Genomic DNA, 22,410 nt, shown 5'->3' with positions numbered 1-22,410 from the left:
GTCATTCTCCCCGCAGGATGCAGCGTGAGCGCAGCACTGGGCTGTCAAGAATCATGCAGTTGCCTTTCTCCTCATCCGTGAGATGCAGGAGTTCCATGCGGCTGACCGACAGGGTGTCCTCCAGCCATTTCTTGTCGTGCTCCGAGGATATGGAGCCGACGATCCTGTGCTTGAAGAATTTCATGGCCAAAGCGTCAACCTGAGACGGATGACGGCTTGTGGTCAGGATGCGAACCGGCGTCCCGGAAACCGTGGAGAGCAGGTCCAACAGCAGCTTCCTGACCGGCATGGCCAGGGGACCCGACGTGTCGTCGGACTGCCTGGGCAGGCACTCCTCGGCGCGGTCCAGTATCCAGAGGATGCCCTCCTGGATGGGGGGAGGGTCGGCGCGGGCCACGTTCAGGATCGCCCGGGTCATGTCCAGGCACAGTGACAACGCCGTGTCGCGGCCGATCTTGGTCATGTCCAGGGCCAGCCAGTTCCCGCGTCGTTCGGCTTCCGCCCCCAGGTTGTTTTCCTCGATGGATCGCAGCAGGCCGCAAATGTAGTCCGATTCCCGCAGCGAGATCCGGCTTCCCTTTTCCTCTTGGCTCCACTGTTCGAAAAGACTGGACAATCCGGGCGGGGAGTCTTCCCCGGCGTTTGGATTCGCATCCTTCTGACCGGCGAGCATCTGCGCGAGGGTTTGGTCGCGGGCTCCTTTTTCATGTAAAAAGAAGTTCACGCACTTCAGCACGTTTGGCGGCTGGTCGCCCAGGGCGGCGATGAGGTCGTTGCTTCGGTAGGTGCTGACCCCGAACCCCCGGGGGATCATGGCCGCCAGATGCCCGGGGTCGAGCCATCGCCGCTCGGGGCAGGGCAGATGCCGTTCCCAGGCTTCGGGGTTTTCGGTGAAGAGAATCTTGAACGCTTTTTCCGGCACCGCCGTTCTTGCGGCGCGCTCGGCGAGGTCCACGGCCAGCCCGGGCTTGGAGCTGAAGAGGATGGCATGGCCGCACAGGTCGGCGTCGTTCAAGGCGACGGGAAATCCCTTCGTGCCCGCATGCCCCGTGACCGTGCTGCCGATCACCGCCTCGCCGCCGTCCGACGGCTCCCGCATGAGCAGGGATTTGCGCAGAATGTCCTCGTCTGCCAGAAAAACCTTGAGGAATCCGCGCGGGTGGAACGTGGAAGAGCCGCGGACCAGTTCCGCGACGGCGGCGACGGGCATGTCGCCGAGGCGAACCGTCAGGTGCTGGTTCTTTTTGACATCTTTTTCCGCGTACGAGGTTTCGTAGAGCAGATGCGCCTTTTCCTCGTTGCACACGACCTGCTTCAGGGCGGCGATGTCCCCCCCCGCGGACCGGTAGGAGGTGACGCGAAAGAGGTACAGATCCTCCCCGGCTGGAGAAGCGTTTTCAATTCGCGGCTCTTTGTAGGCGTAGAGGTAGGTGCCTATGCCCACTTGAGGCGGCGACAAGGATTTTCCTTTCGTGTCGTTGAACCGGATGCTGTCCACGAGCAGTATCGTCGCCGTCGTTCCCTCAAAGGCATAGACAAAGCCGACAAGGCGGCTGTGCAGGGCGTGATGGGCGTCATTGGTCACTGAACACCTCGCCGATCCATTGGATGCCGTCCCGGTCGATGGAGTACGCCTTGGGGGCCGTGAAGTGTTTTCGGCCCCGCATCTTCAGGATGCGAATCGTCCGGACGAGTTCCCCGGTGCCGTAGTCGCGGTAGCCCAGCAGGAGCACGCCTCTGGCGATGAACCGTTCAAGGTCTCCCAGCCTGGACCCCCGGCCCGTGGCGATGCCGCCGTCGGGCGAGGCCTCTGCCGTGAAAATGGAGGTGACGCCCTGGGATTCGAGTTCCTGCTTCAGGGAGAGCAGTTCCTTTCTCGCCTTGAGGCTTTCGTCGGTTCCGGAAGCGCCGAACTGGGCGAGGAGCGGCATGATGGAGTCAATGCCCACCCGCAGCCGGGGGCGCGGAGCCCCTCCGCCCCGGCCGGACTCCTGCACGAACGTTTTGACTTGGCGAATGATGTCGGAGACGGCCAGGGAGCACTCCGCGGTGTCGTCTTCCTCTTCCTCGCTTTCCTCTCCCCGCGCTTTTTCCTTGTCGTACAGCTTTTGGCCGTAGGGCTGGATATGCCGCATGAATTCGAGGGGGTCCCTCTCGCGGCGCCGAAACCACGCCGAAAGGTCCGGCGACAGGTTCAGGCTATCCGGCGGCCGGCCGGCCAGGTGGTGCACTCCGTCGTAAATGACCAAACGGCCGCTGACCACGGCGTCGTACAGGTCGAACCCTTGCCCGTTTCCGAAGTCCCAGTTCCGGTAGTCGCTCAAGATGTTGAGCGCCGACTCTTCCAGGCTTATGAACAGCGAGATCGGTTCGCCGTCGCGGTGGTCGGGGTCTTCCAGGGATTCCTTCACTCCCTGCCGCAAGAACTGCATGAGGAAGGTCGTCTTGCCGCATCCGGCGTAGCCCGCGAAGACAATGGTCGAACCGCAGGGAAAGCCCTTGGGGTTCAGCAGGGTGTCGAACTGCTCCACCCCCATCCGAACCGAATCCTCGCCTTCTTTAATCGTATGCTCCATGGCGCACCTTTCGTTCTATCTTTCGCCAGGCGAGAGAATTTTCCCGTCCAGGACTTCCCGCACCGCTTCCGGCAACAGGGAGATACTGCCCAAATGGGGGACCGTATGGATGGAGTACCAGGCCCCGGACTTGGGCATGTTCGGAATCCGTTCGATGCGGTGGTACAACCGGCGAACGCCGAACACGTCATGCTCGGCCAACTTGACGATGCCGTCCATGGTCTGGCGAAGCCTGTTCTCGTAGCGGGGTTCGAGGACGTTTTTCTGAAACAGGGCCAGCATGGCGGTGATGCCCTTGCTGCTCTTTCCTTCCGTCCCTTCGTCCTTGAGTTCCCAGAGTTCGCGGCGAAGCAGGTCCTGGAGGAGGTCGAACGCCACGGCCTCTCCGAGGATACTGCTGAGGGTCGAATAGGAGTTGATGATGATGACCGGCCCCACGTGCTCGGGAGCGCTCTCGTCCGGGTCGCGTTCCTCCGGGGGGATGGGGGCCTTGTAGCGGTTGCGGGCGCATGCGATGACCTGACGGATTTTCCCCGCGAAAAGGGTCGGGTTTTTGGGCGATTCCTGGTGCACGCCGCCTTCCAGCCCGTCATCTTGCTGGGCCGCGTTTCTTCGGAGCGCTTCGGTGGCGACCTGGCTTGTCTTCCCGTAGATGTAGTAGAATTTTCCCTCTTTCATCGAACGCCGGATGAGGTCGGGGGCGTCTTCGTTGATGTTTTCAATGGCGGCCTCGAAGCTGTCGTAGGTGTCGTCCAGGGAGATGACGACAAACTGTCTCCCGTCCGCGAGACCGCGCAGGATGACCTGAAGCAGCCAGGGATAGATGGACAGGGTCTGCGCTTCGCATTCGATGCCGATGGCGTAGGCTTGGTAGAATCCGCTCACCACCTTCTTGTCTTCGCCTTCCGGACGCGTCAGGGGACCGTCGAGACCGGCAAATCCGAAACGGAAATTCGTGATGGACCGGCAGTCGATATTTTCGGTCTCCTCGTCGATCTCGGGGGCGAGCTTCAGGGACAGCCGTTCCTCGATGGGGAGGGCTTTGCAGCGGCCGCAGATGTGGTCGAGCAGGGGGGCGCTTTCCTCGACGTGGTCCTTGCCGATCTCCATGAAATACCCCTCGAGGTCCCGTATGCTTAACGGCTCGCCCTCTTCGAGGAGCAGCATTTCCTCCCAGGAGCGGAACTGGGAGGCGGCCCCGCCCTTGACGACCTTGAGGAACGCCTCGCGCTCGCCCGCCCATTCCTCCTTGGCCAGCCGCAGTTCGCTCACATGGTCCGCAAGGGAGCAGACCGCCCCGATGTCGTGCTCGCTGTGCCTGTCGGGATCGATATGCACAAGGATGAGGCCGATGGGTTTTACGGACTTCAGCAGGCGCAGAAAGTGGGCCGGGGAGAGGGGGGAGGCGCAGCGTTGCAGAATGTCGGAAAGCGGAACGGCCAGGACGTCTATGTGGGATTCCTTTTGGATCTCGCGCGCTATGGCCGTATAACTCAGATCGTTAGTGAAGTCTTTCAGGTCGATCTGCCATTGCCTGTCGCCCTCGTCAAAAAGATTGATGCAGCGAGCCGTTTTCCCTTGCGAGTGGCACTGGTCGGTCACCCAGGAGAGGCATTGCCATGCCTCGAACGCGCCTTTGAGGATCAAGATGTTGGGGGAGCCCTGTTTTATCGCATCGCTTTCGAGTTTGGGAAAGAGACGGCGAACAGGAGCCAGCCAGTTATTCTTCTCCACACGGACCTCCGGCTGAAAACACACGGGGCAGGAGATGACCTCGCGCCGATACACCTCATTGTTCAAGAAATTCAGTATACCTTATATGGTGTTAGAATACGTAATGCTGTTTGAAAGGTCAATGGATTGCGCTTGGACGAGAAAAGGTTTTCCGTTCGCCACGTTGTATGGCTGCACGGCAAACACGGGACAAGATCTTCTAACTGTTCGTATTGTATGACATATTATTTTACTTTCTGTTGAAAGTCCCCGCTGGCCGCCCGGCCGGAAAAAACGCCCCCCCTCGTCTCTGCCAACTCCGCTTAGGAATTGACTTTTTCTCGCGCCTTGCCCGTGATCCGCTCCCTCCCCTGATTGACTGGCCGTTTGGCAAGGCCCTTCCCGTCTCGCGAGCCTGAGGCCGACGCGCCTGCGGGACGCCCCCACGAAAAAATTTTTCTTCCGTTGATGAAGATCCGCACACCGTCTCGGGATGAGCGTTTCAACATGGGAAACGAAAAAACAACCGCAAGACATATGGAGGCATGTATGCAGATTATCTACAGCCTTACCAATCACTGTCCCTTCAAATGCGGAATCTGTTCGATGAACGCGGGCCCCTCCCGGGAACCCTTCCACCCTCAGGCTCGTGAAATCTGTCGGAATGTGGCGGATCTCACGCACCTCTACCCGGATGTCGAGTTCGACCTGTCCGGCGGCGATCCGCTGGCTCCGGAGGTGCTCCCCCTCACCCTGGACGCCCTCGATATCCTGGGGCCGCAACGGTGCAGCGTGTCCACCACGGGCTTCACCCTCACTTCCGCCATGCTCCAGGACTTCCCCCGCGTGCAGGGCTTCGACTTCACGGTGGAAATCGGCCCGGATTTCGCCCCCAGGGATCGCCGTCCCACGGGGTACCACCGCTCCACCAGGCGCGGGCTCGAACTCTGCGCCAAGCAGGGGTTTCGCGTCTCCGCCTTCACGGTCCTCACGCACGACACGGCCACGGCCGACAACCTGCGCAACATTCAGACGTTTCTGGAGAACAACGGGGTCAACCACTGGGTCTGGCTTCCCCTGTTCCGGGTCGGCCGGGCCGCCCTGAAACATCGGCGCCTGTGGGAATACCCCGCGCCCGAGGAGCTTCGGGACAGTCTGCACCCCGGGAAAGTTCAGCCCAAGCTGCAGCACACCCTGAGCGGTGAGGGCCACTGTCACGCCGGCAAGGAGGTCCTGTACGTGAGCCCCGATGGCCTGCTGGCCACGTGCCCTTGGGCCCTGGACGCGCAAGGCGCTCCGCGCAAGGATTTTCTCCTGGGCGACCTGACCCGTTCCCCCATCGCGAGCCTGCTGAAAAGGGAGCTGCCCAAGGGGACCTGTCCGGCCGAGTACGATTTTCCGGGGCGGTCCTTCGCTTTCGCCCCTCTCTCGCTGACCTGAAACACCCGGGAGGTCTCGTATGTCCGATAGAACCATGGGACAAGCGTTCGTGATGGCTTCTTGCGCCCTGGAATCCGGGGTGCTGGCCGCCGGCCTGGTCGCCGGGCTTCCCCTCCACAGCCTGGCCCTGCTCATGGCGGCGGCGCAGGGGGGATACATCCTCGTGGACCTCCGGGTGGGCGAGGGGTGGTCCGAACGGCGTTGGGCCGCCTTGGCGTTCGTCTCCGCCTTCGCGCTGGTCTTCGCCGGAAGCCCCGCGGCGTGGCCCCTCGCCATGCCCGCGGCCCTGGCCTACTCGATGGCGACGCAGACCCTCAGACGGGCCAGGGCGGTGAGCGCCCCCCTGGCGCTCCAGGACAAGGCTCTCTTTCGCTACGTGGGTTACCTCCTGGGCGGCCTGGCCGCCCTGTCGGGGGGAATCCCCCTGGCCCTGCTCGCCGCGCCCGCGGCCCTGGTCTATGCGGGGGCGTCCCGGGAGAAACCCGCGCGCGCCGTCTACGCCTACCGGGTCAGGGGAGCGCGGAGCCTGCTCTGGTTCGTCTTCCTGCATCACGCCCAGTACTTCGTCTTCGTCTACGCCTTCCTGCATGCGGCCTGCCTGGGGCTGGGCGTGCCCCCCGTACTCGTAGGCGGCCTGATCCTGATGGGATGGGCGGGATATACGCTTGTGGAGTTGGCCGCCCTGAACCTTCGTCTGCCCGGGCGTTCGACCATCCTGATCGGACACGTCCTGAACGGCGTCGCCCTGGCGGGCATGGCGAGGTACCTGCTGCGGGAAGACCTGTCCGCCAGCGTGGCCATGTGGGTCCTGACCGGAGTGTTTGGCGGCACGGCCTATCTGCACACCCAACTGCGCACCCGCGCCGTGGCCGACACGACCGGAACCCGGAACATGGCGGAACATGCCGGGCATATCCTGGGGCCTTGCCTGTGCGCCATCCTGTCCGGCCTGGGCGGCGACTCCCTGACGCCGTTCTGGGTGGGAGCCGTGCTGTCGCTGCTTTCCGCCGTGGCCGCCGCGCGCATCACCCTGGATGAAGAAGCCGGGCCTTGCCCGCGCCCGTGATCGCCTTCCCCGGAGGAGGGCCGGTATTTCGGCAGAGACAGTTCCACAAGAAAACCGTGAACGGAGGATCGTGCCACATGAATGCGAAGCGTAAAAAAAAGGTCGCCGTCATCGGGCCGGACGCGGATCTCGCCAATCAAGCCGCGCTCATGGAAGCCGCCCGGAGCGCCGGAAGAATGCTTGCCGAGCGGGGACTGGTCGTACTCGTCGGAGGCGGAGGGGGCTTCATGGCGGCCACGGTGGAAGGCGCCCGGCAAGCCGGAGGAACGACCATGGCTTTCACGGCGGTCGGGGGCGACCGCTCCGGCGCGGACCTGGTCATCGACACGGGGCTCGGCTGGGGCGGGCATTCCCTGGAGATGATCCGGGCCTGCGACGGGGTCCTGGCCGTGGCCGGCGGCGTCGGAACCATGCAGGAACTCTGCCTGGCCTACCTGCACGAACGGCCGATGGTGGCCCTGACCGGGCACGGCGGGTGGGTGGATTTTCTCCACCTCTCCGGAAAGACCTTCCTGGATGAACGTCGGATCAGGGCGATGGTCTTCCTGGACGATCCCGCGCAGGCCGTGGAAACGCTTTCCTCCCTGCTGAACGGAGGCGGCCATGACTGAAACCCGTGAACGACGCATGGAAAGGCTCCTGGCGGAGGGGAGCCGGCTCCACGACCGGAGCTACCCCTTCGGACACGATAGGCTCTATGGCGAGAGCGTCCGCTGCCTGGCCGGCGCACTGGCCGCGCTTGACGAGGCCGAAGATCCCGGCCTGGGCGCGGAGATCCGATACCGCCTGGAAGACGCCATGGGCGATCACGCCTACTACCTGGAAGAAAACTACGCCCAGGCCGCGGCCCACTACCGCGCGGCGGCGTCGCTCGCGGCCGGGATGATCCGGGCCGGACACGCGGGGCCCTGGTCGGACCGGGAGCGCTTCGCCACGGCCATGGCCGAGGAGTCCATCGGGCTCACGGACGCCGACGGGGACAGGCCGGCCGACGCCCTTCGGCGCTATTGCCGGGCGCTGCTCCTCTATGCCGCGCAAGACACGGTCTACGATCGGCACAGCGCCCAGGGCCTGGTCGGCGAGATCCTCAAGACCCTCGGCAAGGCCCTGGGGCCGGGCATGCCCGCCCTGGCCGAACAGGTGCTCCAGGACTCCTTGCGGTATTTCGATCTCGCTCTCGACTCCAACCGGCTGTGGAGCGGGTCGGGGGTTTCCGACAACTACGAGCGGTGGCGTGAACAAATCCTGGGCATGATCACGGACCTGCGGAGCAGGCAAACACAAGGAGGAGCGCGATGAACGGCACGAACGCCTCGATGCTCGCAACGGCCGAATCCGGCAATCTGGTCGTGCCCGGGCGCTACTTTCTCGGCGCCGGGACCGGGGACGCCCCGCTGGCCCTGTGCGCCTTCGACCGGGCGCTGCTTTCCGGCGGCGTCGGCAATGTCAATCTCGTTCGGCTTTCCAGCATCCTGCCGCCGCGCTGTCGGAGGGTCGACCCGTTTCCTCTCCCCCAGGGGGCTCTCGTCCCGGTGGCCTACGGGTTCAGGATTTCGGAAACCCCGGGCGAGATCGTCGCGGCGGCCGTGGCCATCGCCTTTCCGACGGACAAGGACCATGCCGCGCTGATCATGGAGCACTCCGGGGCGGGAACCGCCGAGGAAATCGAAGGACGCGTGCGGCGCATGGCCGCTGAGAACATCGAACACCGGGGGCTGCGCGTGGAAAGCGTCCTCAGTCTGTCGATCCAGCACCACGTGGAGCGGGTCGGCTGCGCCTTCGCCTGTGTGGTGCTGATCCCCTAGCGGCCTGTCGAAAAATCCTCGCTGACGGCGTCGCCGGGGCAAACGCAACCCGCAACGGATGCCGACGACGCTTCGGGTTTGCATTGTTCTCGCGCCCGTCGGCGGGTTTTTTGAACCGTCCGCAAAAAACGAATTTTTCAACGGCCTCCCAAGGAGTCTGCAAACATGAACGGACACTTGCGCTGCACCCTGGCCGGCTTGAGCCTGCCCAGCCCGATCGTGGTCGCGTCCTGCCCGGCCGCCGAAAGCGTCGACTTGATCGAGTCCGCCGAGGATCGCGGCGCCGGAGCCGTGGTGTTGAAGTCGCTTTCCGACGGCCCGGAGCCGGCGACGTCGGGAGGGGCCCGCAGGATACGCTACAAGCCGGAACTCGGGATGTTCATGCTGTCCTCGAAGGGCAGGGAATTGCACGGGTTCGAGGGCGCCAGGACCCTGTGCCGCGAAGCGGCGGCCAGGGTGTCCATTCCCCTGATCGCGAGCATCGCCCCCGTGAACCTGCGTGCCGACCCTTGGGAGAAATACGCCGCCGGCATGGTCGAGGCCGGAGCCGCCGCGATCCAGGTCGACGGCTACTACCTGCCTCGCCTGTGGAGCCACCAAGGGACCGCCGACCTGCATCGGTTCCTGGAGGGCTTGGGAAAGGCGGCGGGCGCGCCCGTGTTCATGAAGCTGAACGCCTCCCTGCCCCTGATCTGGGTGGAGGAAGTCAGGGACACGTTGCCCGTGCAGGGGTGGTCGCTGCTCGATTCCGTCCGGGTCGCCCCGCCCCTGGCTGAACCGGACCTGTCGCCGGACTTCGACGGAGTTCGGCGGGTGGGCATGTGTTCCCTGGCCGGACGATGGCTTGCGCCCCTGGCCCTGGAATACACGCGGGTCCTGGCCGGCCGGGGCAAGGCCGTCCTGGGCGGGGGCGGGGTCGTGAACGGCGGGGACGCCATGGATTTCCTGGTCCGCGGCGCGGACGCCGTTCAGGTGGCGACAGCCGTCCTGGTTCACGGAATGGACTGGATCCGGCGTTGCGGCGGGGCGATCGAAGCCCGTCTCGGGGGGCGGGAGCTGTCGTCCTTTTTGGCAAGGCATCGGGGAGGGCTTGTCCGCGGGGAAAAGGGGCTCGGCACGGATACCGTCAGGGCTGTCGCCGTCGTCGATCCACTCCGTTGCACACGATGTGGGCGGTGCCTCCTCCAAACCATGTGCCAGGCTGTCGAAGTGGACCCCGCCGGGCTCCCGCGCATCATCCCGTCCTCCTGCGAGGGCTGCGGATTCTGCCGGGACCTCTGCCCGGTGGGGGCGATCGAAGTTTTCCCCGTCAACCGGCGGGAGGAAAGGAGAACATCATGACCGATATGACCTCGATCCGGAACGATCTGTCCAACGTCATGCGACATATCCATCGTGACAACCGGCGGTCCGGCCAGGCGGTCGTTTCCGGGGGCATGGACCATGGCGGAGCCGCCATCTACTACGAGGAGGCCACCTACGAGGGCCGTCCCTACAACCTGCCCCTGATCATCCTGAAGACGGCGCCTTGCCGCTGGCTCCTGAGCCATGGCGGCTGCACCACCTGCAACTACCAGCAGGTGGCCAGCTTCAAGCCGGTGGACCCGGACCGGGTCCTGGAGCAACTGGACGACGCCCTGCACCGTCTGGGAGGGCCGGGCCGGTATCCGTATCTGCACCTGACGTCCTCGGGGTCTTTTCTGGACCCCCGCGAGATCGGCGACGATCTGCTGGTGCGCCTTTGCGACCGGCTGCACCGCTACGGCGTCGAATTGCTGAGCACCGAGTGTCGGGCCGACCTGCTCGACGACAGCCGCCGGCTGGACCTGTTTAGGCGCGCCTTTCCCGGCCGGATCTCGGTCGGCATCGGCGTGGAGTCGCAAAACGAAGTGGTCCGCAACCTGTGCATGTTCAAGGGGGTGACGAACGCCCAGGTCGAGACGGCCTTTCGGAATCTCAAGGAGCGGGACATGGATTTTCACGCCTATATCCTGCTCGGCAAGCCGTTTCTCACCGAGGGCGAAAATGTGCGGGACGCCCTGGAAACGGTCCGGTTCACCCTGGAGAGGGGGGGCAGCGCCCTGCTCATGCTCGCCAATCTCCAGCCCAACACCCTCACCCACGCGATGTGGCGGGCGGGACGCTACGCGCTGCCCAGCCTCTGGGCTCCGATAGAGGTTCTCGAACGCCTCGATCCGCAGCAGCGGAGCTGGGTTTCCGTCAAGGGGATCGACAAGGCCGTGCCGCAGCCGATGGTCTTTCAGAAAAGTTGCGACGTCTGCACCCCGATCGTGCGCAACGCCTTGGTCGGCTACAACTGGACCATGGACTACCGGATCATCGAGCAGGTCCTGACGTGCTGTCCCTGTCGGGAGGAGTGGAGAAACGCATTGGCCGACGATCCTCGGCCGGTGCCGCAACGCGTGGCGGAAGGCTTGGCTCAACTCAAGGCGCTGTAAGGACAGGAGACACAATCATGAAGTTCAATCTCGGCATCGTTTCGGCCCGGAAGATGATCACGAAAAGCAAGCTCCCCGGGGCGGAATACGTCGTCAATCCGTACATCGGCTGCACGCATGGCTGCGCGTACTGCTATGCCCGCTTCATGGGAAGGTTCACTGGCCACGCCGGTGAGCCGTGGGGGAGCTATCTCGACATCAAGTCCTTTGACTCCGGGCAGTTGCTGAAGGACTTCGCCCGGCTGCCAAAGGGTGTCACGGTTTTTCTGGGCAGCGTCACCGATGCCTACCAGCAGATCGAACGGCGCGAGAAGAAGACCAGGGCCGTCCTGGAACTGGCCGCCCTTCAATCCGTTCAGCTCTCCACCCTGACCAAGTCGGACCTTGTCCTTCGGGACCTGGATCTGTGGCGTCGTCTCAAGGGGGCCTCGGTGGGGTTCAGCTTCAGCATGCTCGACGACGCCTCGGCCAGGCTCTTCGAACGGCGGACCTCCAGGGTGCGCAAGCGGATGGAGGCCATGCGTCGAATGCACGAAGAGGGGATCGACGTCTATGCGTTCATCGGTCCCATCCTGCCGCTGTACACCGACCTGAAGCCCCTCATGACCGAACTGGCGGGGTCCTGCTCCGGGGTCATGGCCGAAGTCCTCAACCTGCGCTGCGGCAACCGGAGCGATCTGGAAGACGCCCTGGCGAGGGAGAATCCTGAGAAGGCCCGACGCTTTTTCGCCCTGGCCCGGGATACGGAGTACTGGATGGAGACGCGGCGGGCGTATGAAGGCCTGTGCAGCGACCTCGGGCTGCAAAACCTCGGGTTCTTCGATCACAGCGGCGCGACGGGGATCAGCCAGTCGGAAGGGCGGCGTCGGCAGTAGGGGAGGGCCTGGCGCTGGACGCGGTGTTCCCGGTGGAGAACATGCAAACGAAGAAGGGGTTAGCCTTTTGGGCTAACCCCTTCATATATTTGGTGGGCCATGTAGGACTCGAACCTACAACCAATGGATTAAGAGTCCACTGCTCTACCAATTGAGCTAATGACCCGTGCCGCGTGGACGTTTCGTCCGACGGGAAGAAAGCGTTTACGCGTGGCCGCTTTGGTTGTCAACAGACGAATTCACTTTTTTTAAAAAAACTTCTCGAAGCGGCCCCGAGGGTTGTGTTTGAAGTTCACGGCGATTGACGCTATCATGACATGTTTCGTCAACCAACACCAAACAGCCTGCGGGCCTCTCGGATAAATCATGAGTTATTTTCTGGGCTTGAGATTTCGCGACAATGGGCAGCTCTACTATTTTGAAGCCGGCCCGTTCGAGCTCAAATGCAGGGCCAAGGTTTTGGTCAAGACCGAGCAGGGCGTCGCCATGGCCCAGGTGGCGGCCGTGCTCGAATCCCCGCCCGCAGGCCTCGAGATGGAAGAGATCAAGCCCATCCTGCGTCCGGCCGACGAGGAAGACCTTGTTCAGCACCGGGAAAATCTCGAACTCGCCCAGGAAGGCCTGCGCTATTGCCGTCAGTGCATTGCCGATCGGGCCCTGGACATGAAGCTCGTGGACGTGGAGATCCTCCACGACCGGTCCAAGATGGTCTTTTATTTCACCGCTCCGGGTCGTATCGACTTTCGGGAGCTGGTCAAGGACCTGGTCAAGGCCTACCGCACCCGCATCGAGCTGCGTCAGATCGGGGTGCGCCACGAGACCCAGATGGTGGGAGCCATAGGCAACTGCGGACAGATGTGCTGCTGCGCCCGGTTTATTCGCAAGTTTCAGCCCGTGACCATCAAAATGGCCAAGGAGCAAAATCTTTTTCTCAATCCGGCCAAGATCTCGGGCATGTGCGGCCGGCTTTTGTGCTGCCTGGCCTATGAGCAGAACTCCTACGAGGAGTTCCAGCGCCGCTGCCCCAAGTTCGGCAAGAAGTACCAGACCACCCAGGGCCCCGTGAAGGTGTTGCGCTCCAACATTTTTCGCGAAACGCTTTCGGTGCTCACCGAAGACGGCGACGAGCGTGAGCTCACCCTGGACGAATGGCGCGCCCTGGCCGGCGAGGTCTGGACTCCCTACATAACCCCGCAGCAGGCCCCCGCGCAGCGCCACGACCGGCAGGAACGCGCCCCCAGGCCTGTCTCCGGGGGCGACCAGGCCGGCCGCAACGGCGAATCCGAGCCGGCCGAAGGCCCGGACGGCGATCCGTCGCGCACCCGCGCCAAACGCAAACGCAAACGCAAGCCCAAGACCCGGCGTCCCGAAGAGGGCGGGGGCGAGGCCAAAGAACAACCCGGAGAGTGAACGTGGAGCGCTTCTACCTGACCACGCCCATCTATTACGTCAACGCCCGGCCCCATCTGGGGCATGCCCATACCACCATCCTGGCCGACGCCATGGTGCGTTTCAACCGGCTGATGGGCCGCGATGCCTGTCTGATAACCGGCACGGACGAGCACGGCGACAAGATCGTCAAGGCCGCCCAGGCCGCGGGCAGCGAACCCAAGGCCTATTGCGACACCATCAGCGCCGCTTTTCGCGCCTTGTGGCCCAAGCTCGAAATCGAACCCGACCGTTTCGTGCGCACCACGGACGAAGCCCACAAACGCAAGGTGCAAACGGCGCTGCAACGGGTGTACGACGCGGGCGATATCTATTTCGGCGAGTACGGCGGCCACTACTGTTTCGGCTGCGAGCGCTTCTATACGGAAAAGGAGCTGGTCAACGGCCTGTGCCCCGACCACCTGACCAAGCCGGAATACATCGCGGAAAAGAACTACTTTTTCCGCATGTCCAAATACCAGGGATGGCTTCTCGACCACATCAAGGCCAACCCCGACTTCGTGCGCCCGGAACAGTACCGCTCCGAGGTGCTGGCCCTCCTGGAAAGCGGGGCCCTGGAAGACCTGTGCATCTCCCGACCCAAGTCCCGCCTGGACTGGGGCGTGGAACTGCCCTTTGACACGAATTACGTCACCTACGTCTGGTTCGACGCGCTGTTGAGCTACCTTTCCGCGCTGGACTGGCCCGACGGCGAGGACACGGCCCGCTACTGGCCCGCCGCCCACCATCTGGTGGCCAAGGACATCCTCAAGCCCCACGCCGTGTTCTGGCCCACCATGCTCAAGGCCATGGGCATGGAGCCCTACCAGGACCTCACCGTGCACGGCTATTGGCTGATCAAGGAAACCAAGATGTCCAAGTCCCTGGGCAACGTGGTGGACCCGCTGGCCATGGCCGAAAAGTACGGTGTGGCCGGGTTCCGGTATTTCCTGCTGCGCGAGATGAGCCTGGGACACGATTCCTCGTTTTCCGAAGAAGCCGTGGCCGGGCGCTTCAACGCGGACCTGGCCAACGATCTGGGCAACCTCTTCAACCGCGCGCTTTCCATGACCCACCGCTATTTCGGCGGCCGCGTCCCGCAGGCCGGACAGGGCGGACCCGACGAGGAGGAACTCATCGGGCTGGCCCGGCAGGCCTGCGAGAACTTCCAGCGCCTCTTCGGCCGCTTCCAGACCGCCCGGGCCCTGGACGCCCTGTGGGAGCTGGTGCGCGGACTCAACAAGTACATCGACACCCAGGCCCCCTGGGCGCTGTACAAGGAAAAGAACTCCTCGCGCCTGGCCACGGTCATGTACACCCTGCTCGAATGCATGCGCAAAGTGGCCGCGCATCTGCTGCCGGTCATGCCTTCGGCCGCGGCGACCATGCTCGAACAATTGGGCGTGTCGTCCAAGCCCGGAGACGTGCGCCTGGACACCGAGGTCGACATCTGGGGCACCCTGGTGGCCGGCGGGGAGGTGAGCGCCGCCTCGACCCTGTTCCCCCGGGTGGAGCTGGCCCCGCAGGAGCCCAAGCCCGCAGCCCAGCCGGACAAGGCCGCCAAGGCCAAGGCCGACACGGAGCGGGAAGCGGCCTCCCCGGGCAAACCCGAGGTGGATTTCGAGGATTTTCAAAAGCTCGACCTCAAGGTGGGCACGGTGGTGGAAGTGGCTCCCGTGCCCAAGGCCGACAAGCTCCTGCTGGTGAGCGTGGACCTGGGCGAGGGCGCGCCTCGCCAGGTGGTGGCCGGAATCGCCGAATTCTGGAAACCCGCCGATCTGGTGGGGCGCCAAGTGGTGGTGGTGGCGAATCTGAAGCCGCGCAAGCTGCGCGGCGTGGTCTCGCGGGGGATGATTCTGGCCGTGCGCCGCGAGGGCGGACTCGAACTGTTGGCCCCGTCGGCCCAGGTGGTTCCGGGCAGCGCGGTCTCGTAAGGAGCTTGCCATGGTCCGGATTGTCAGCTTTCCGAAGCGACCCAGGGTCGCGAACTGGGCGGTCTGGCTGCTGTACCTTGCCGCCTGTCTCGGTATTGTCAAATACGTTCTCTTGATGGGAGCGACTCCAGACGACGCGTCGGTTCCCATTGCGCAGACGTTTCGTCTGGCGTTGGAGCTCGCGGTCTGGCTGCTGTTCACGTTTTTTGCCGGCATCGGCTTCCGGTGGTCCTGCTACGTCATTGTGCTGGTCGTCGGGCTCAACGCCTTCGGAGCCGTTTACGGAGTCGCCAAGGGCTTGATCCCGGCGGATCTGTTTCTCCTGGCGACCAACGCCATGCAGGTCGTGGGGGCGGTGTTGCTCTTCACGCGTCAATCCTCCCAGTGGTTTGCCGCCATGCGGATCGCCCGCAAGGAGCTCAAGGCCAACATGAAGGCCGATCGGATCGAGGAAGCCGGACGCAGGGCCGAACGCAAGGCCCAGACCCGGGAGCTCAAGGAGCGGCAAAAGTCCGAAAAGAACGGAAGCGGAAAGACAAAAGAGTAAAAAGCGGGAGGGCCGTCCGCCATGATGGTCCCTCCCGATCTCCGTGAGCCGGCGCTGTGCGGGACGGCGGGCGCGAGACTCCAGGCCGCGCCGCGAAAGTCGCGCCGGCGAGCGGGCGCGCGAACGGCCCGGGCAAAAGGCCGGGCGTTGCGCGGGTCCGGGCCGGGCCGTGGCCAAAATCCGACCGTTTCGGTTTCTCTTGACCTCGCGGGGGCATCGGGTACACCTGCCCCAGGAGGTCCGTATGCGTATTCACACGTTTGAACACGTGCCGTTCGAAGGCCCTGCCGCCATCGCGGAGTCCGCGGCGAAACATGGGCATCCTTTGGTCCGCACTCGGCTTTTCGCTGGTGATCCTCTCCCCTCGGTCAAGGATTTCGACCTCCTGGTGGTCATGGGCGGTCCCATGGGCGTCCATGACGAACGCCAATACGATTGGCTGGCGGCGGAAAAGCAGTTCCTGCGCCAGGCCATGGCCGCTGGGCGCAGCGTGCTGGGCGTGTGTCTGGGGGCCCAACTCCTGGCCGAAGCCCTGGGCGCGGCCGTGGACAAAAACCCCGAGCGCGAGATCGGCTGGTTGCCCGTGCGCTTGACGCCCTGGGGCAAGAGCTCGCCGGCGTTCGCGGGATTTCCCGAAGCGTTTTCACCCTTTCATTGGCACGGCGACACGTTCGCCATCGCTCGCGGGGCCTCGTGCCTGGCTTCGAGCGAGGCCTGCGCGAACCAGGCCTTTGCCGTGGGGGCCAAGCTGGTGGGATTGCAGTTCCATTTGGAGACCACCACCGAAAGCATGGAATCGCTCATCGCCAACTGCGCGGACGAGCTGGCCCCGGGAGGAGCGTATGTGCAGACCGCCGAGGCCATGCGCGCCAAGACCGAAGCCCTGCCGGCCCTGAACGCCCTGATGGACCGGTTGCTGGTCAACATGGCCCGGGAGATCTGACATGCGCAAGGCCAAGCGGGAAATCAAGGACAAGTCCCTGGTGGAGGCGCTGTTGCGCCGCTGCCGCATTCTTCATCTGGCCCTGTGGGACGGCGAACGTCCCTACGCGGTGACGGTGAACTTCGGCTATGCCGAGGGCGCGGTGTTTTTTCACTGCGCCCCGGAGGGGCGCAAGATCGAGTGCCTGCGCAAAAACGGCTTGGTGAGTTTCCAGGCCGTGGCCGAATACGAGCTGGTGCGACAGGTGAAGGGGTGCGGGTACACCACGCACTACAAGTCGATCAGCGGGTTCGGCACGGCCTGCGAGCTGGCCGATCCGGCCGAGAAGACCGCCGCCCTGAACGTGATCATGGCCCAGCACGAAGGTCCCACCGGCGAGTACCCGCCGGAGGTTCTCGAACGCACGGCCGTGGTGCGCATTGACGTGCGGGAGATGACCGGCAAGTCCAATCCGGCCCCGGAGTAGGGCCAGGGCCGTGCCCGCGAGGCGTCCGTTGCCGGCGTCAGCGCCGAACCAGCGCGGCCACGCATTCCACGTGGGGGGTCTGGGGGAACATGTCCACCGGCGTGACGCTTTCCACGGCGTAGGCCGGGGAGAGCCGGTCCAGGTCCCGGGCCAGCGTGGCCGGATCGCAGGAAACGTAGACGACTTTTCGGGCGCCCGCGGCCGCCAAAAGCGGCGGCGCTTCGGGGTGGAGCCCGGCGCGCGGCGGATCGAGCACGATGAGGTCCGGCCTATCGGGCGGCGCCTTCAGGACGTCCAGGATGTCGCGCGCGTGAAAGCGCGCCAGTTCCAGGCCGTTGCGGGTCGCGTTGGCCGTGGCGTCCTTTACGGCCCGGAGATTTTGTTCGAAACCGTCCACCGAGACGCCGGCCCTGGCCAGGGGCAGGCTCAGGCTGCCCACGCCGCAGTAGAGGTCCCAGGCGGTCATGTTCGGGGCCGGTTGGGCGGCGTGCAACAGGGTTTCGATCAGGCGTTCGGCCCCGCCGGTGTTGGTCTGAAAGAACGATTCGGCCGAGACCTGGAAGGCCAGCCCCCCGAGCGTTTCGACCAGATGGTCCCGGCCCAGGGCCCAGGCGCGGCGTTCGGCCAGGGCGTAGTCCGAGCGGGCCTTGCGCAGGCCCAGGATCACGCCGGACACCACGCCCTTGAAGCGTTGGAGCACCTCGCGTCCGAGGGGGAGCAGGCTGTCCGGCCTGACGTTTCCCGACACGATGAGCTGCACGAGCCACCGGTTTTCGGCCACGCTGTGACGCAACACGGCATGCCGCCACACGCCGCGTCCCGTGCGATGGTCGTAGGCTCCCAGGCCGCTTTGTTGGGCCACGTCGCGCACGGCTTCCAGAATGTCCATGGCCGGGGAGGGCAGGAGCGGGCAGCTGTCCACCTCCACCACCCGGTCGGGGCCGCGTCTGGCCTTGAGTCCCAGCGTGGGACCCGGACCGAAGGCGAACTCCATCTTGTTGCGGTAGCCCAGAGGGGATGGCGAGGGCACGGTCGGGCCGGGTTCGACGGAAAGTCCGCCCAGGCGGCTCAACTGCTCGGCCACGATCTCGCGCTTGAAGGCCAGTTGCGAGGCGTAGAGGGCGTGTTGCCAGGCGCAGCCGCCGCAGAGGCCAAAATGCGGGCAGGGAGGGTCGCACGCGTGGGGGGAGGGGACGAGCACTTCCGCCAATTCGGCCCAGGGGCCGGGGCGAAGAAATTTCGTCTTGCGGGCCAGAATGGTCGATCCGGGCAAAGCGCCCTCCACGAGAAAGACTTGGCCCTGCTTTCGGGCCAGTCCGGCCCCGCCGGCTACCGTTTTTTCGATTTCGAGTTCGACTCTCTGGTCGTTGGACAGGCTCATGGCTCCAGTGTGCCCCGGCGGCCCCGGTCTGGCAAGGGTTGAGGGATTGTCCCGCGTGGTATACGGGAGCGCCGTGGGGGTGAAGATGGCCCGTGCGCCTTTCTTGTTTGTCATCTTGCTTCTGGCCTGCGCCAATGCGGCCTGGGGGCAGCGGGACTGGCAGGTCCGCTCCATTTGCGACATGAGCCGGGTGGGCCTGGACAGGGCCTGCCGCTGCATTTCCGTGGCGTCCGAGGTGGTGATGCTTTTGGCCGACAAGGCCGGCCCGGAAAATGTGGCCCTGGTGGCCGATTTTGTGGACAACCTGCAAAAAAGCGGCGTGAACTGGGAATCGCCCTGCCCGGATGCGCGGCGTTGCCCGGATTCGGCCTACACCATTCGCTACGCTTTTGTTCCCAAAACCGAGGCCGTGGTGTCGCGCCACCGCACCTTTTCGGTTTCCGTATGCCGCGACAACGGCCAGGGAGCGCCCGTGCCGGCATGCGTCTGCCGCAAGACCCTGCTCACCACCCTGCAGGAATTGACCGAACGCGCCCGGAAGGAAGGCGCCATGCTCGCCGTGCTGGACTGCACCGGACAGGACGAGGACCAAAGCGGCGCGGGTCTTTCCCAGAGCATCGAACTCACCTATGCGTTTGTGGACCAACCCGCCGGGGTTCCCGTGGCGGGCGACGATCCGCTGAAAGCGGCGAGCGAGGCGGCGTCCGAGTTGTACGCCGTGTCTCCGGGAGCGCCCGCCCTGGCCCGGACGGGCGAACGGCCTCGCTCCCAGCGGGACCTGGAAGGCTCGGATGCGAAACCGGGCGTTTCCGGCTCGACGCCTCCGGCCGGGCGGATGGTGGTGATGCGGGTGGCCGCGCTGCCCAACGTGGTGCAGGCCGAGACCTTGGCGGATCGGCTTCGCGCCCAGGGCGTGGAGGCCTTTTTCGAGCTGGCCCAGGCCAACGGCCGGGAATTCTACTGGGTGTTGGCCAAAAGTTCGGACCCTCCCCAGGAATTCAAGCGCCGGCTGGCCGCACTGGGCTTTCCCGGCGCGCAGGAGCGGCGCTGAAGTCCGGCGGCCGGACCGGACGCCTTGGCGTTTGGGCGGCCCGCGCCGGGAGCGTCATCGCTTTGCCGTAACGCCTTCGCCGGCGGCTGTTTTCCCGCGTCCTTGCGCTTCGGTCTTGACGCATCAGCGGGGGGCCCGTTGCCGGTCCCTGAACGTTTTCAGAGGCTTGGGGGAGGGACTCCTCGGGTACAGGCGATCCCTTTCCCCCAGGTCTTCACGCGCTTCTTTCTCTTTTTCTTCCCCACAGCTTGGCACCGCGCGCCCCGGGACAGCTCCGAAAGGGCGACGGCGCTTCATCAGCGGGCGAACCTATCCGAAAATGCACAGATACTGAGCCGGCTCGCCGACCACTTCGGCGTCGAAGGACGAATTGCCCGGGATGCGAAAGCTCTGTCCCGCCTTGTACACGCCCCATTCGTCCTCTCCGGCGATGCGGGCGCGCACCGTGCCGGCCGTGATGGCCATGACTTCCGGGTCGCCGGTGTTGAAGGCGTAGGTGCCGGGCAGCATCACGCCGAGCGAGCGGCGTTTTCCCGTGGCGTCCCAGAAGGTGTGGCTCACCACTTTGCCCTCGAAAAAGATGTTGGCCAAAGTCTGTACGGTCACGTTGTCGAAGCGTTCCGCTGGGGTCATGGGGTCTTCTCCGGGGTTATGAAGGTTGGATGGGGACGCGGATCAGCCGCAATGCATGAGCGGCAGGGCTCCCAGTTCGAAACCGCCCGCCTGGGGCCGTCCCAGTTCGAACGTGTGGTCCGCCAGGTCGAAGGGGCCGGCCTCGTCCACCAGCACGGCCCCGGGGGGGAACCGCAGACGAATGCCCTTGGGTTCGAGCACCGTTTCGTCGCACAGGTTGGGAATCATGGCCGGGGCGAAAAGTTGTTTGGACCCGTCGGCAAGGATCACGGCCACCGTGTGCATGGTGGTTGTGAGGGCCAGGAGGCTTCCGTTCGGGGCGAAGGTCAGGGAATTGGTGTCGCCGTGTACGCCGCTGGCTTCGGGGTCGAAGGCCATCATGGCGCCGATGGGGGTCGGCGTCTCCGAGGGCTCGGCCGGTTCGTAGGAAGCCAGTGCGCCGTCTTCGTGGAACGTCATGCCCATGCGGGCCTTGCGCCGGCCCACGGGCGTGTTGATCTCCACGATTTCGCCCGGCCACAGGGTCAGGCCGATGAGGCGTCCGGCCGGCGAGAAGCGTATGCCGACCAGCTTTGCCGTGACCGGTCCGGCCGGGGTGATGAGGCTCACCGGCCCGGCCAGGCTGGTTTCCTCTTCAACCGTCCAGTAGCCTGAAAGCTTGCCGTTCAAGGGAAACAGCCTGTGCAGGCTGCCGTCGGGATGAAACGTGAGCAGCTCGGCTTCCATGGGGCCGAGGGGGGTGGAAACCTTGGTCCGGTTTTCCAGGGCGATGGTGCGGATCGCGCCGCCGCGATGGAAGGTCAGGGGCTCCACTTTGGGGCGGCGCATGTCGTCGGTGGTGTGCTGGGGCGTAAGCGGCCCCAGGGGGGTGTGCACGGTGAAGGGACCGGAGGCGGTCACGCTGGTGACCCCGTCCGACGCGTCGCGCTCCACAAAGGCGAGCGGCCCCAGCCGTCCGTAGGGTGTATCCAAGAAGTCCACGTTCAACCTCCCCTGCGGGCGAGTTTGCCCGAAAAGATGGAAACCAGGCCGCCGAGCATCACATATCCCAGAATCACCTCCGCCAGCACCACCAGCGAGGCCGTGTGGGTGACCGGGGCGATGTCGCCGAACCCCAGGGTCGTGAAGGTGACCCCGCTGAAATAGACCAGGGTGACGAAGGAGAAAGGCAGGCTTTGAAACAGGAAATGCTTCGGCCCCAGACAATAATAAACAAAGGCGAAAAACAGGGCGAAAAACAGCGACCACAGGGCCCATCGCCTGGTGGATCTCCCGCAGTCGGAAAGCGCCCACCAAACCACCATGAGCAGGCGGTGGCGGGGCGAATCGAAATACTCTTCGAGAAAGTCCTGGTCTTGCAGAAAAACCTTGAAGCGCTGGCTTCCGTAACACGACGAGGCGTTGACGCCCTTGACCCGCATGGTGGTGTCGAGCATCAAGTCCTTGAAATACCGTCGCAGCCGGCCGACCCGGAAGCCGATGCGCCGCACCAGGGGGAAAAAGATGCCCGTGTCGTAGCGCACGTTCATGACCTGGGCGCCCGTGAGGTCGGCGCCGGAGAGGTTGGCCCCGCTGAGGTTGGCGTCGGCCAGGTTGGCGTAGGCGAAGGTGGTGTTGGTGAGTTCCGCCCGGATCAGGTTGGCGCAGGTCAGGTTGGCCCGGGAAAACACGGCGTCGTCGGCCAGGGCGCGGGTCAGGGACGCGGCGCGCAGGTCCGCGTGGTGGAGCCGGGCGAAGGAAAGCTTGGCCCGTTTGAGTTCGGCGAAGGCCAAGTTGGCCCGGTCGAGCTTGGTCAGGTTGAGGGAGGCCCGGTTCAGGTTGGCCCGTGACAGGTTGGCCCCGCGCAGGTCGGCCCCGGAGAGGTCGGCGCGGGAAAGGTCCACCGGGACGCGGGGATTTTCCCTGCGCCAGGCGTTCCAGGCTTTCACCCCGCGGGCGAGTATTTCGAGTTGTCCCTTGTCGGCCATGCGTACGTCCTGAACCGGAAACCGTTATCGGGGCGCACGATACGGTCTTGCGACCATAAGGGCAAGGGAGGGCGCTTGTGAAAAGAACCGGGAAACACGGCGCCGACGATTGCTATGCGTTTGACT

21 protein-coding genes and 1 tRNA gene are annotated in these 22,410 nt (G+C 64.6%); 14 read left to right on the top strand and 8 right to left on the bottom strand.

Annotated elements, in window-relative coordinates; genetic code table 11:
* Nucleotide 1: 1 nt before the first annotated feature.
* The 3 genes from ACYQ01_RS05125 to ACYQ01_RS05115 are packed head-to-tail and all read right to left on the bottom strand — an operon-like array spanning nucleotide 2 to nucleotide 4,310.
* Nucleotides 2–1,585, bottom strand: a complete 1,584-nt coding sequence (locus ACYQ01_RS05125; RefSeq protein ID WP_459932753.1) for a hypothetical protein — start codon at nucleotides 1,583–1,585, stop codon at nucleotides 2–4.
* Nucleotides 1,575–2,576 (bottom strand): RAD55 family ATPase, encoded by a 1,002-nt coding sequence (locus tag ACYQ01_RS05120; protein ID WP_459932752.1) that lies wholly within the window; start codon nucleotides 2,574–2,576, stop codon nucleotides 1,575–1,577. The genes ACYQ01_RS05125 and ACYQ01_RS05120 overlap by 11 nt, the downstream gene beginning before the upstream one ends.
* 15 nt (nucleotides 2,577–2,591) lie before the next feature.
* Entirely contained in the window at nucleotides 2,592–4,310 is a 1,719-nt protein-coding gene (locus ACYQ01_RS05115) for a hypothetical protein (RefSeq protein ID WP_459932751.1), read from the bottom strand.
* Between the two features lie 528 nt (nucleotides 4,311–4,838).
* On the opposite strand from ACYQ01_RS05115, the gene ACYQ01_RS05110 reads away from it, so the two are divergent.
* From ACYQ01_RS05110 to ACYQ01_RS05075, 8 genes are all read left to right on the top strand, one after another.
* Nucleotides 4,839–5,729, top strand: coding sequence for a radical SAM protein (locus ACYQ01_RS05110; protein ID WP_459932750.1), 891 nt, complete (start codon nucleotides 4,839–4,841; stop codon nucleotides 5,727–5,729).
* 19 nt (nucleotides 5,730–5,748) lie between these two features.
* Nucleotides 5,749–6,795, top strand: a complete 1,047-nt coding sequence (locus tag ACYQ01_RS05105) for a hypothetical protein (RefSeq protein ID WP_459932749.1) — start codon at nucleotides 5,749–5,751, stop codon at nucleotides 6,793–6,795.
* Between the two features lie 77 nt (nucleotides 6,796–6,872).
* Nucleotides 6,873–7,406 (top strand): SLOG cluster 4 domain-containing protein, encoded by a 534-nt coding sequence (locus ACYQ01_RS05100; protein ID WP_459932748.1) that lies wholly within the window; start codon nucleotides 6,873–6,875, stop codon nucleotides 7,404–7,406.
* Nucleotides 7,399–8,094 (top strand): hypothetical protein, encoded by a 696-nt coding sequence (locus ACYQ01_RS05095; protein WP_459932747.1) that lies wholly within the window; start codon nucleotides 7,399–7,401, stop codon nucleotides 8,092–8,094. Before ACYQ01_RS05100 ends, ACYQ01_RS05095 begins: the two co-directional genes overlap by 8 nt.
* On the top strand, nucleotides 8,091–8,600 hold the full coding sequence (locus ACYQ01_RS05090) for a pyruvoyl-dependent arginine decarboxylase (protein ID WP_459932746.1): 510 nt from the start codon (nucleotides 8,091–8,093) through the stop codon (nucleotides 8,598–8,600). The genes ACYQ01_RS05095 and ACYQ01_RS05090 overlap by 4 nt, the downstream gene beginning before the upstream one ends.
* Before the next feature lie 165 nt (nucleotides 8,601–8,765).
* Nucleotides 8,766–9,941 carry a 4Fe-4S binding protein gene (locus ACYQ01_RS05085; RefSeq protein ID WP_459932745.1) on the top strand — a complete coding sequence of 392 codons (1,176 nt, stop codon included), beginning with the start codon at nucleotides 8,766–8,768 and terminating at the stop codon, nucleotides 9,939–9,941.
* Complete coding sequence (locus ACYQ01_RS05080; RefSeq protein WP_459932744.1) at nucleotides 9,938–11,059, top strand: hypothetical protein; 1,122 nt, start codon at nucleotides 9,938–9,940, stop codon at nucleotides 11,057–11,059. Before ACYQ01_RS05085 ends, ACYQ01_RS05080 begins: the two co-directional genes overlap by 4 nt.
* 17 nt (nucleotides 11,060–11,076) lie before the next feature.
* Nucleotides 11,077–11,934 carry a spore photoproduct lyase family protein gene (locus ACYQ01_RS05075; protein ID WP_459932743.1) on the top strand — a complete coding sequence of 286 codons (858 nt, stop codon included), beginning with the start codon at nucleotides 11,077–11,079 and terminating at the stop codon, nucleotides 11,932–11,934.
* 90 nt (nucleotides 11,935–12,024) lie between these two features.
* Here the strand turns inward: ACYQ01_RS05075 and ACYQ01_RS05070 are convergent.
* Nucleotides 12,025–12,100: transfer RNA gene (locus tag ACYQ01_RS05070), tRNA-Lys, on the bottom strand.
* A gap of 200 nt (nucleotides 12,101–12,300) precedes the next feature.
* Here ACYQ01_RS05070 and ACYQ01_RS05065 point away from each other — a divergent pair.
* The 5 genes from ACYQ01_RS05065 to ACYQ01_RS05045 all read left to right on the top strand — a co-directional run bounded on the left by ACYQ01_RS05065 (nucleotide 12,301) and on the right by ACYQ01_RS05045 (nucleotide 17,252).
* On the top strand, nucleotides 12,301–13,344 hold the full coding sequence (locus ACYQ01_RS05065) for a PSP1 domain-containing protein (RefSeq protein ID WP_459932742.1): 1,044 nt from the start codon (nucleotides 12,301–12,303) through the stop codon (nucleotides 13,342–13,344).
* A gap of 2 nt (nucleotides 13,345–13,346) precedes the next feature.
* Nucleotides 13,347–15,296: a methionine--tRNA ligase gene (metG, locus tag ACYQ01_RS05060; protein ID WP_459932741.1), complete on the top strand. Its 1,950-nt coding sequence runs from the start codon at nucleotides 13,347–13,349 to the stop codon at nucleotides 15,294–15,296.
* Between the two features lie 10 nt (nucleotides 15,297–15,306).
* Nucleotides 15,307–15,843, top strand: coding sequence for a hypothetical protein (locus ACYQ01_RS05055; RefSeq protein ID WP_459932740.1), 537 nt, complete (start codon nucleotides 15,307–15,309; stop codon nucleotides 15,841–15,843).
* A gap of 244 nt (nucleotides 15,844–16,087) precedes the next feature.
* A complete protein-coding gene (locus tag ACYQ01_RS05050) occupies nucleotides 16,088–16,786 on the top strand; it encodes a type 1 glutamine amidotransferase (RefSeq protein ID WP_459932739.1) in 699 nt (232 codons plus the stop codon).
* A gap of 1 nt (nucleotide 16,787) precedes the next feature.
* Nucleotides 16,788–17,252, top strand: coding sequence for a pyridoxamine 5'-phosphate oxidase family protein (locus ACYQ01_RS05045; protein ID WP_459932738.1), 465 nt, complete (start codon nucleotides 16,788–16,790; stop codon nucleotides 17,250–17,252).
* Nucleotides 17,253–17,289: 37 nt separating this feature from the next.
* Here ACYQ01_RS05045 and rlmD read toward each other — a convergent pair whose 3' ends face one another.
* Nucleotides 17,290–18,633: a 23S rRNA (uracil(1939)-C(5))-methyltransferase RlmD gene (gene rlmD / locus ACYQ01_RS05040; protein ID WP_459932737.1), complete on the bottom strand. Its 1,344-nt coding sequence runs from the start codon at nucleotides 18,631–18,633 to the stop codon at nucleotides 17,290–17,292.
* A gap of 85 nt (nucleotides 18,634–18,718) precedes the next feature.
* Between rlmD and ACYQ01_RS05035 the strand changes: the two genes are divergently transcribed.
* Entirely contained in the window at nucleotides 18,719–19,684 is a 966-nt protein-coding gene (locus ACYQ01_RS05035) for an SPOR domain-containing protein (protein WP_459932736.1), read from the top strand.
* 309 nt (nucleotides 19,685–19,993) lie between these two features.
* On the opposite strand, the gene ppnP is transcribed toward ACYQ01_RS05035, so the two are convergent.
* Genes ppnP through ACYQ01_RS05020 form a run of 3 tightly spaced genes read right to left on the bottom strand, consistent with a single transcriptional unit; the run spans nucleotide 19,994 to nucleotide 22,284 of the window.
* The gene (gene ppnP / locus ACYQ01_RS05030) at nucleotides 19,994–20,317 is read right to left on the bottom strand and encodes a pyrimidine/purine nucleoside phosphorylase (protein ID WP_459932735.1); all 324 of its coding nucleotides are present in this window, start codon (nucleotides 20,315–20,317) and stop codon (nucleotides 19,994–19,996) included.
* 42 nt (nucleotides 20,318–20,359) lie between these two features.
* Nucleotides 20,360–21,298, bottom strand: coding sequence for a hypothetical protein (locus tag ACYQ01_RS05025; RefSeq protein WP_459932734.1), 939 nt, complete (start codon nucleotides 21,296–21,298; stop codon nucleotides 20,360–20,362).
* 2 nt (nucleotides 21,299–21,300) lie between these two features.
* On the bottom strand, nucleotides 21,301–22,284 hold the full coding sequence (locus tag ACYQ01_RS05020; RefSeq protein WP_459932733.1) for a pentapeptide repeat-containing protein: 984 nt from the start codon (nucleotides 22,282–22,284) through the stop codon (nucleotides 21,301–21,303).
* Nucleotides 22,285–22,410 lie beyond the last annotated feature (126 nt).

The sequence above is a fragment of the Fundidesulfovibrio butyratiphilus genome (genome assembly GCF_054657235.1).
The sequence above is the reverse complement of the archived record's forward strand: the minus strand, read 5'-3'. Positions and strand labels throughout refer to the sequence as shown.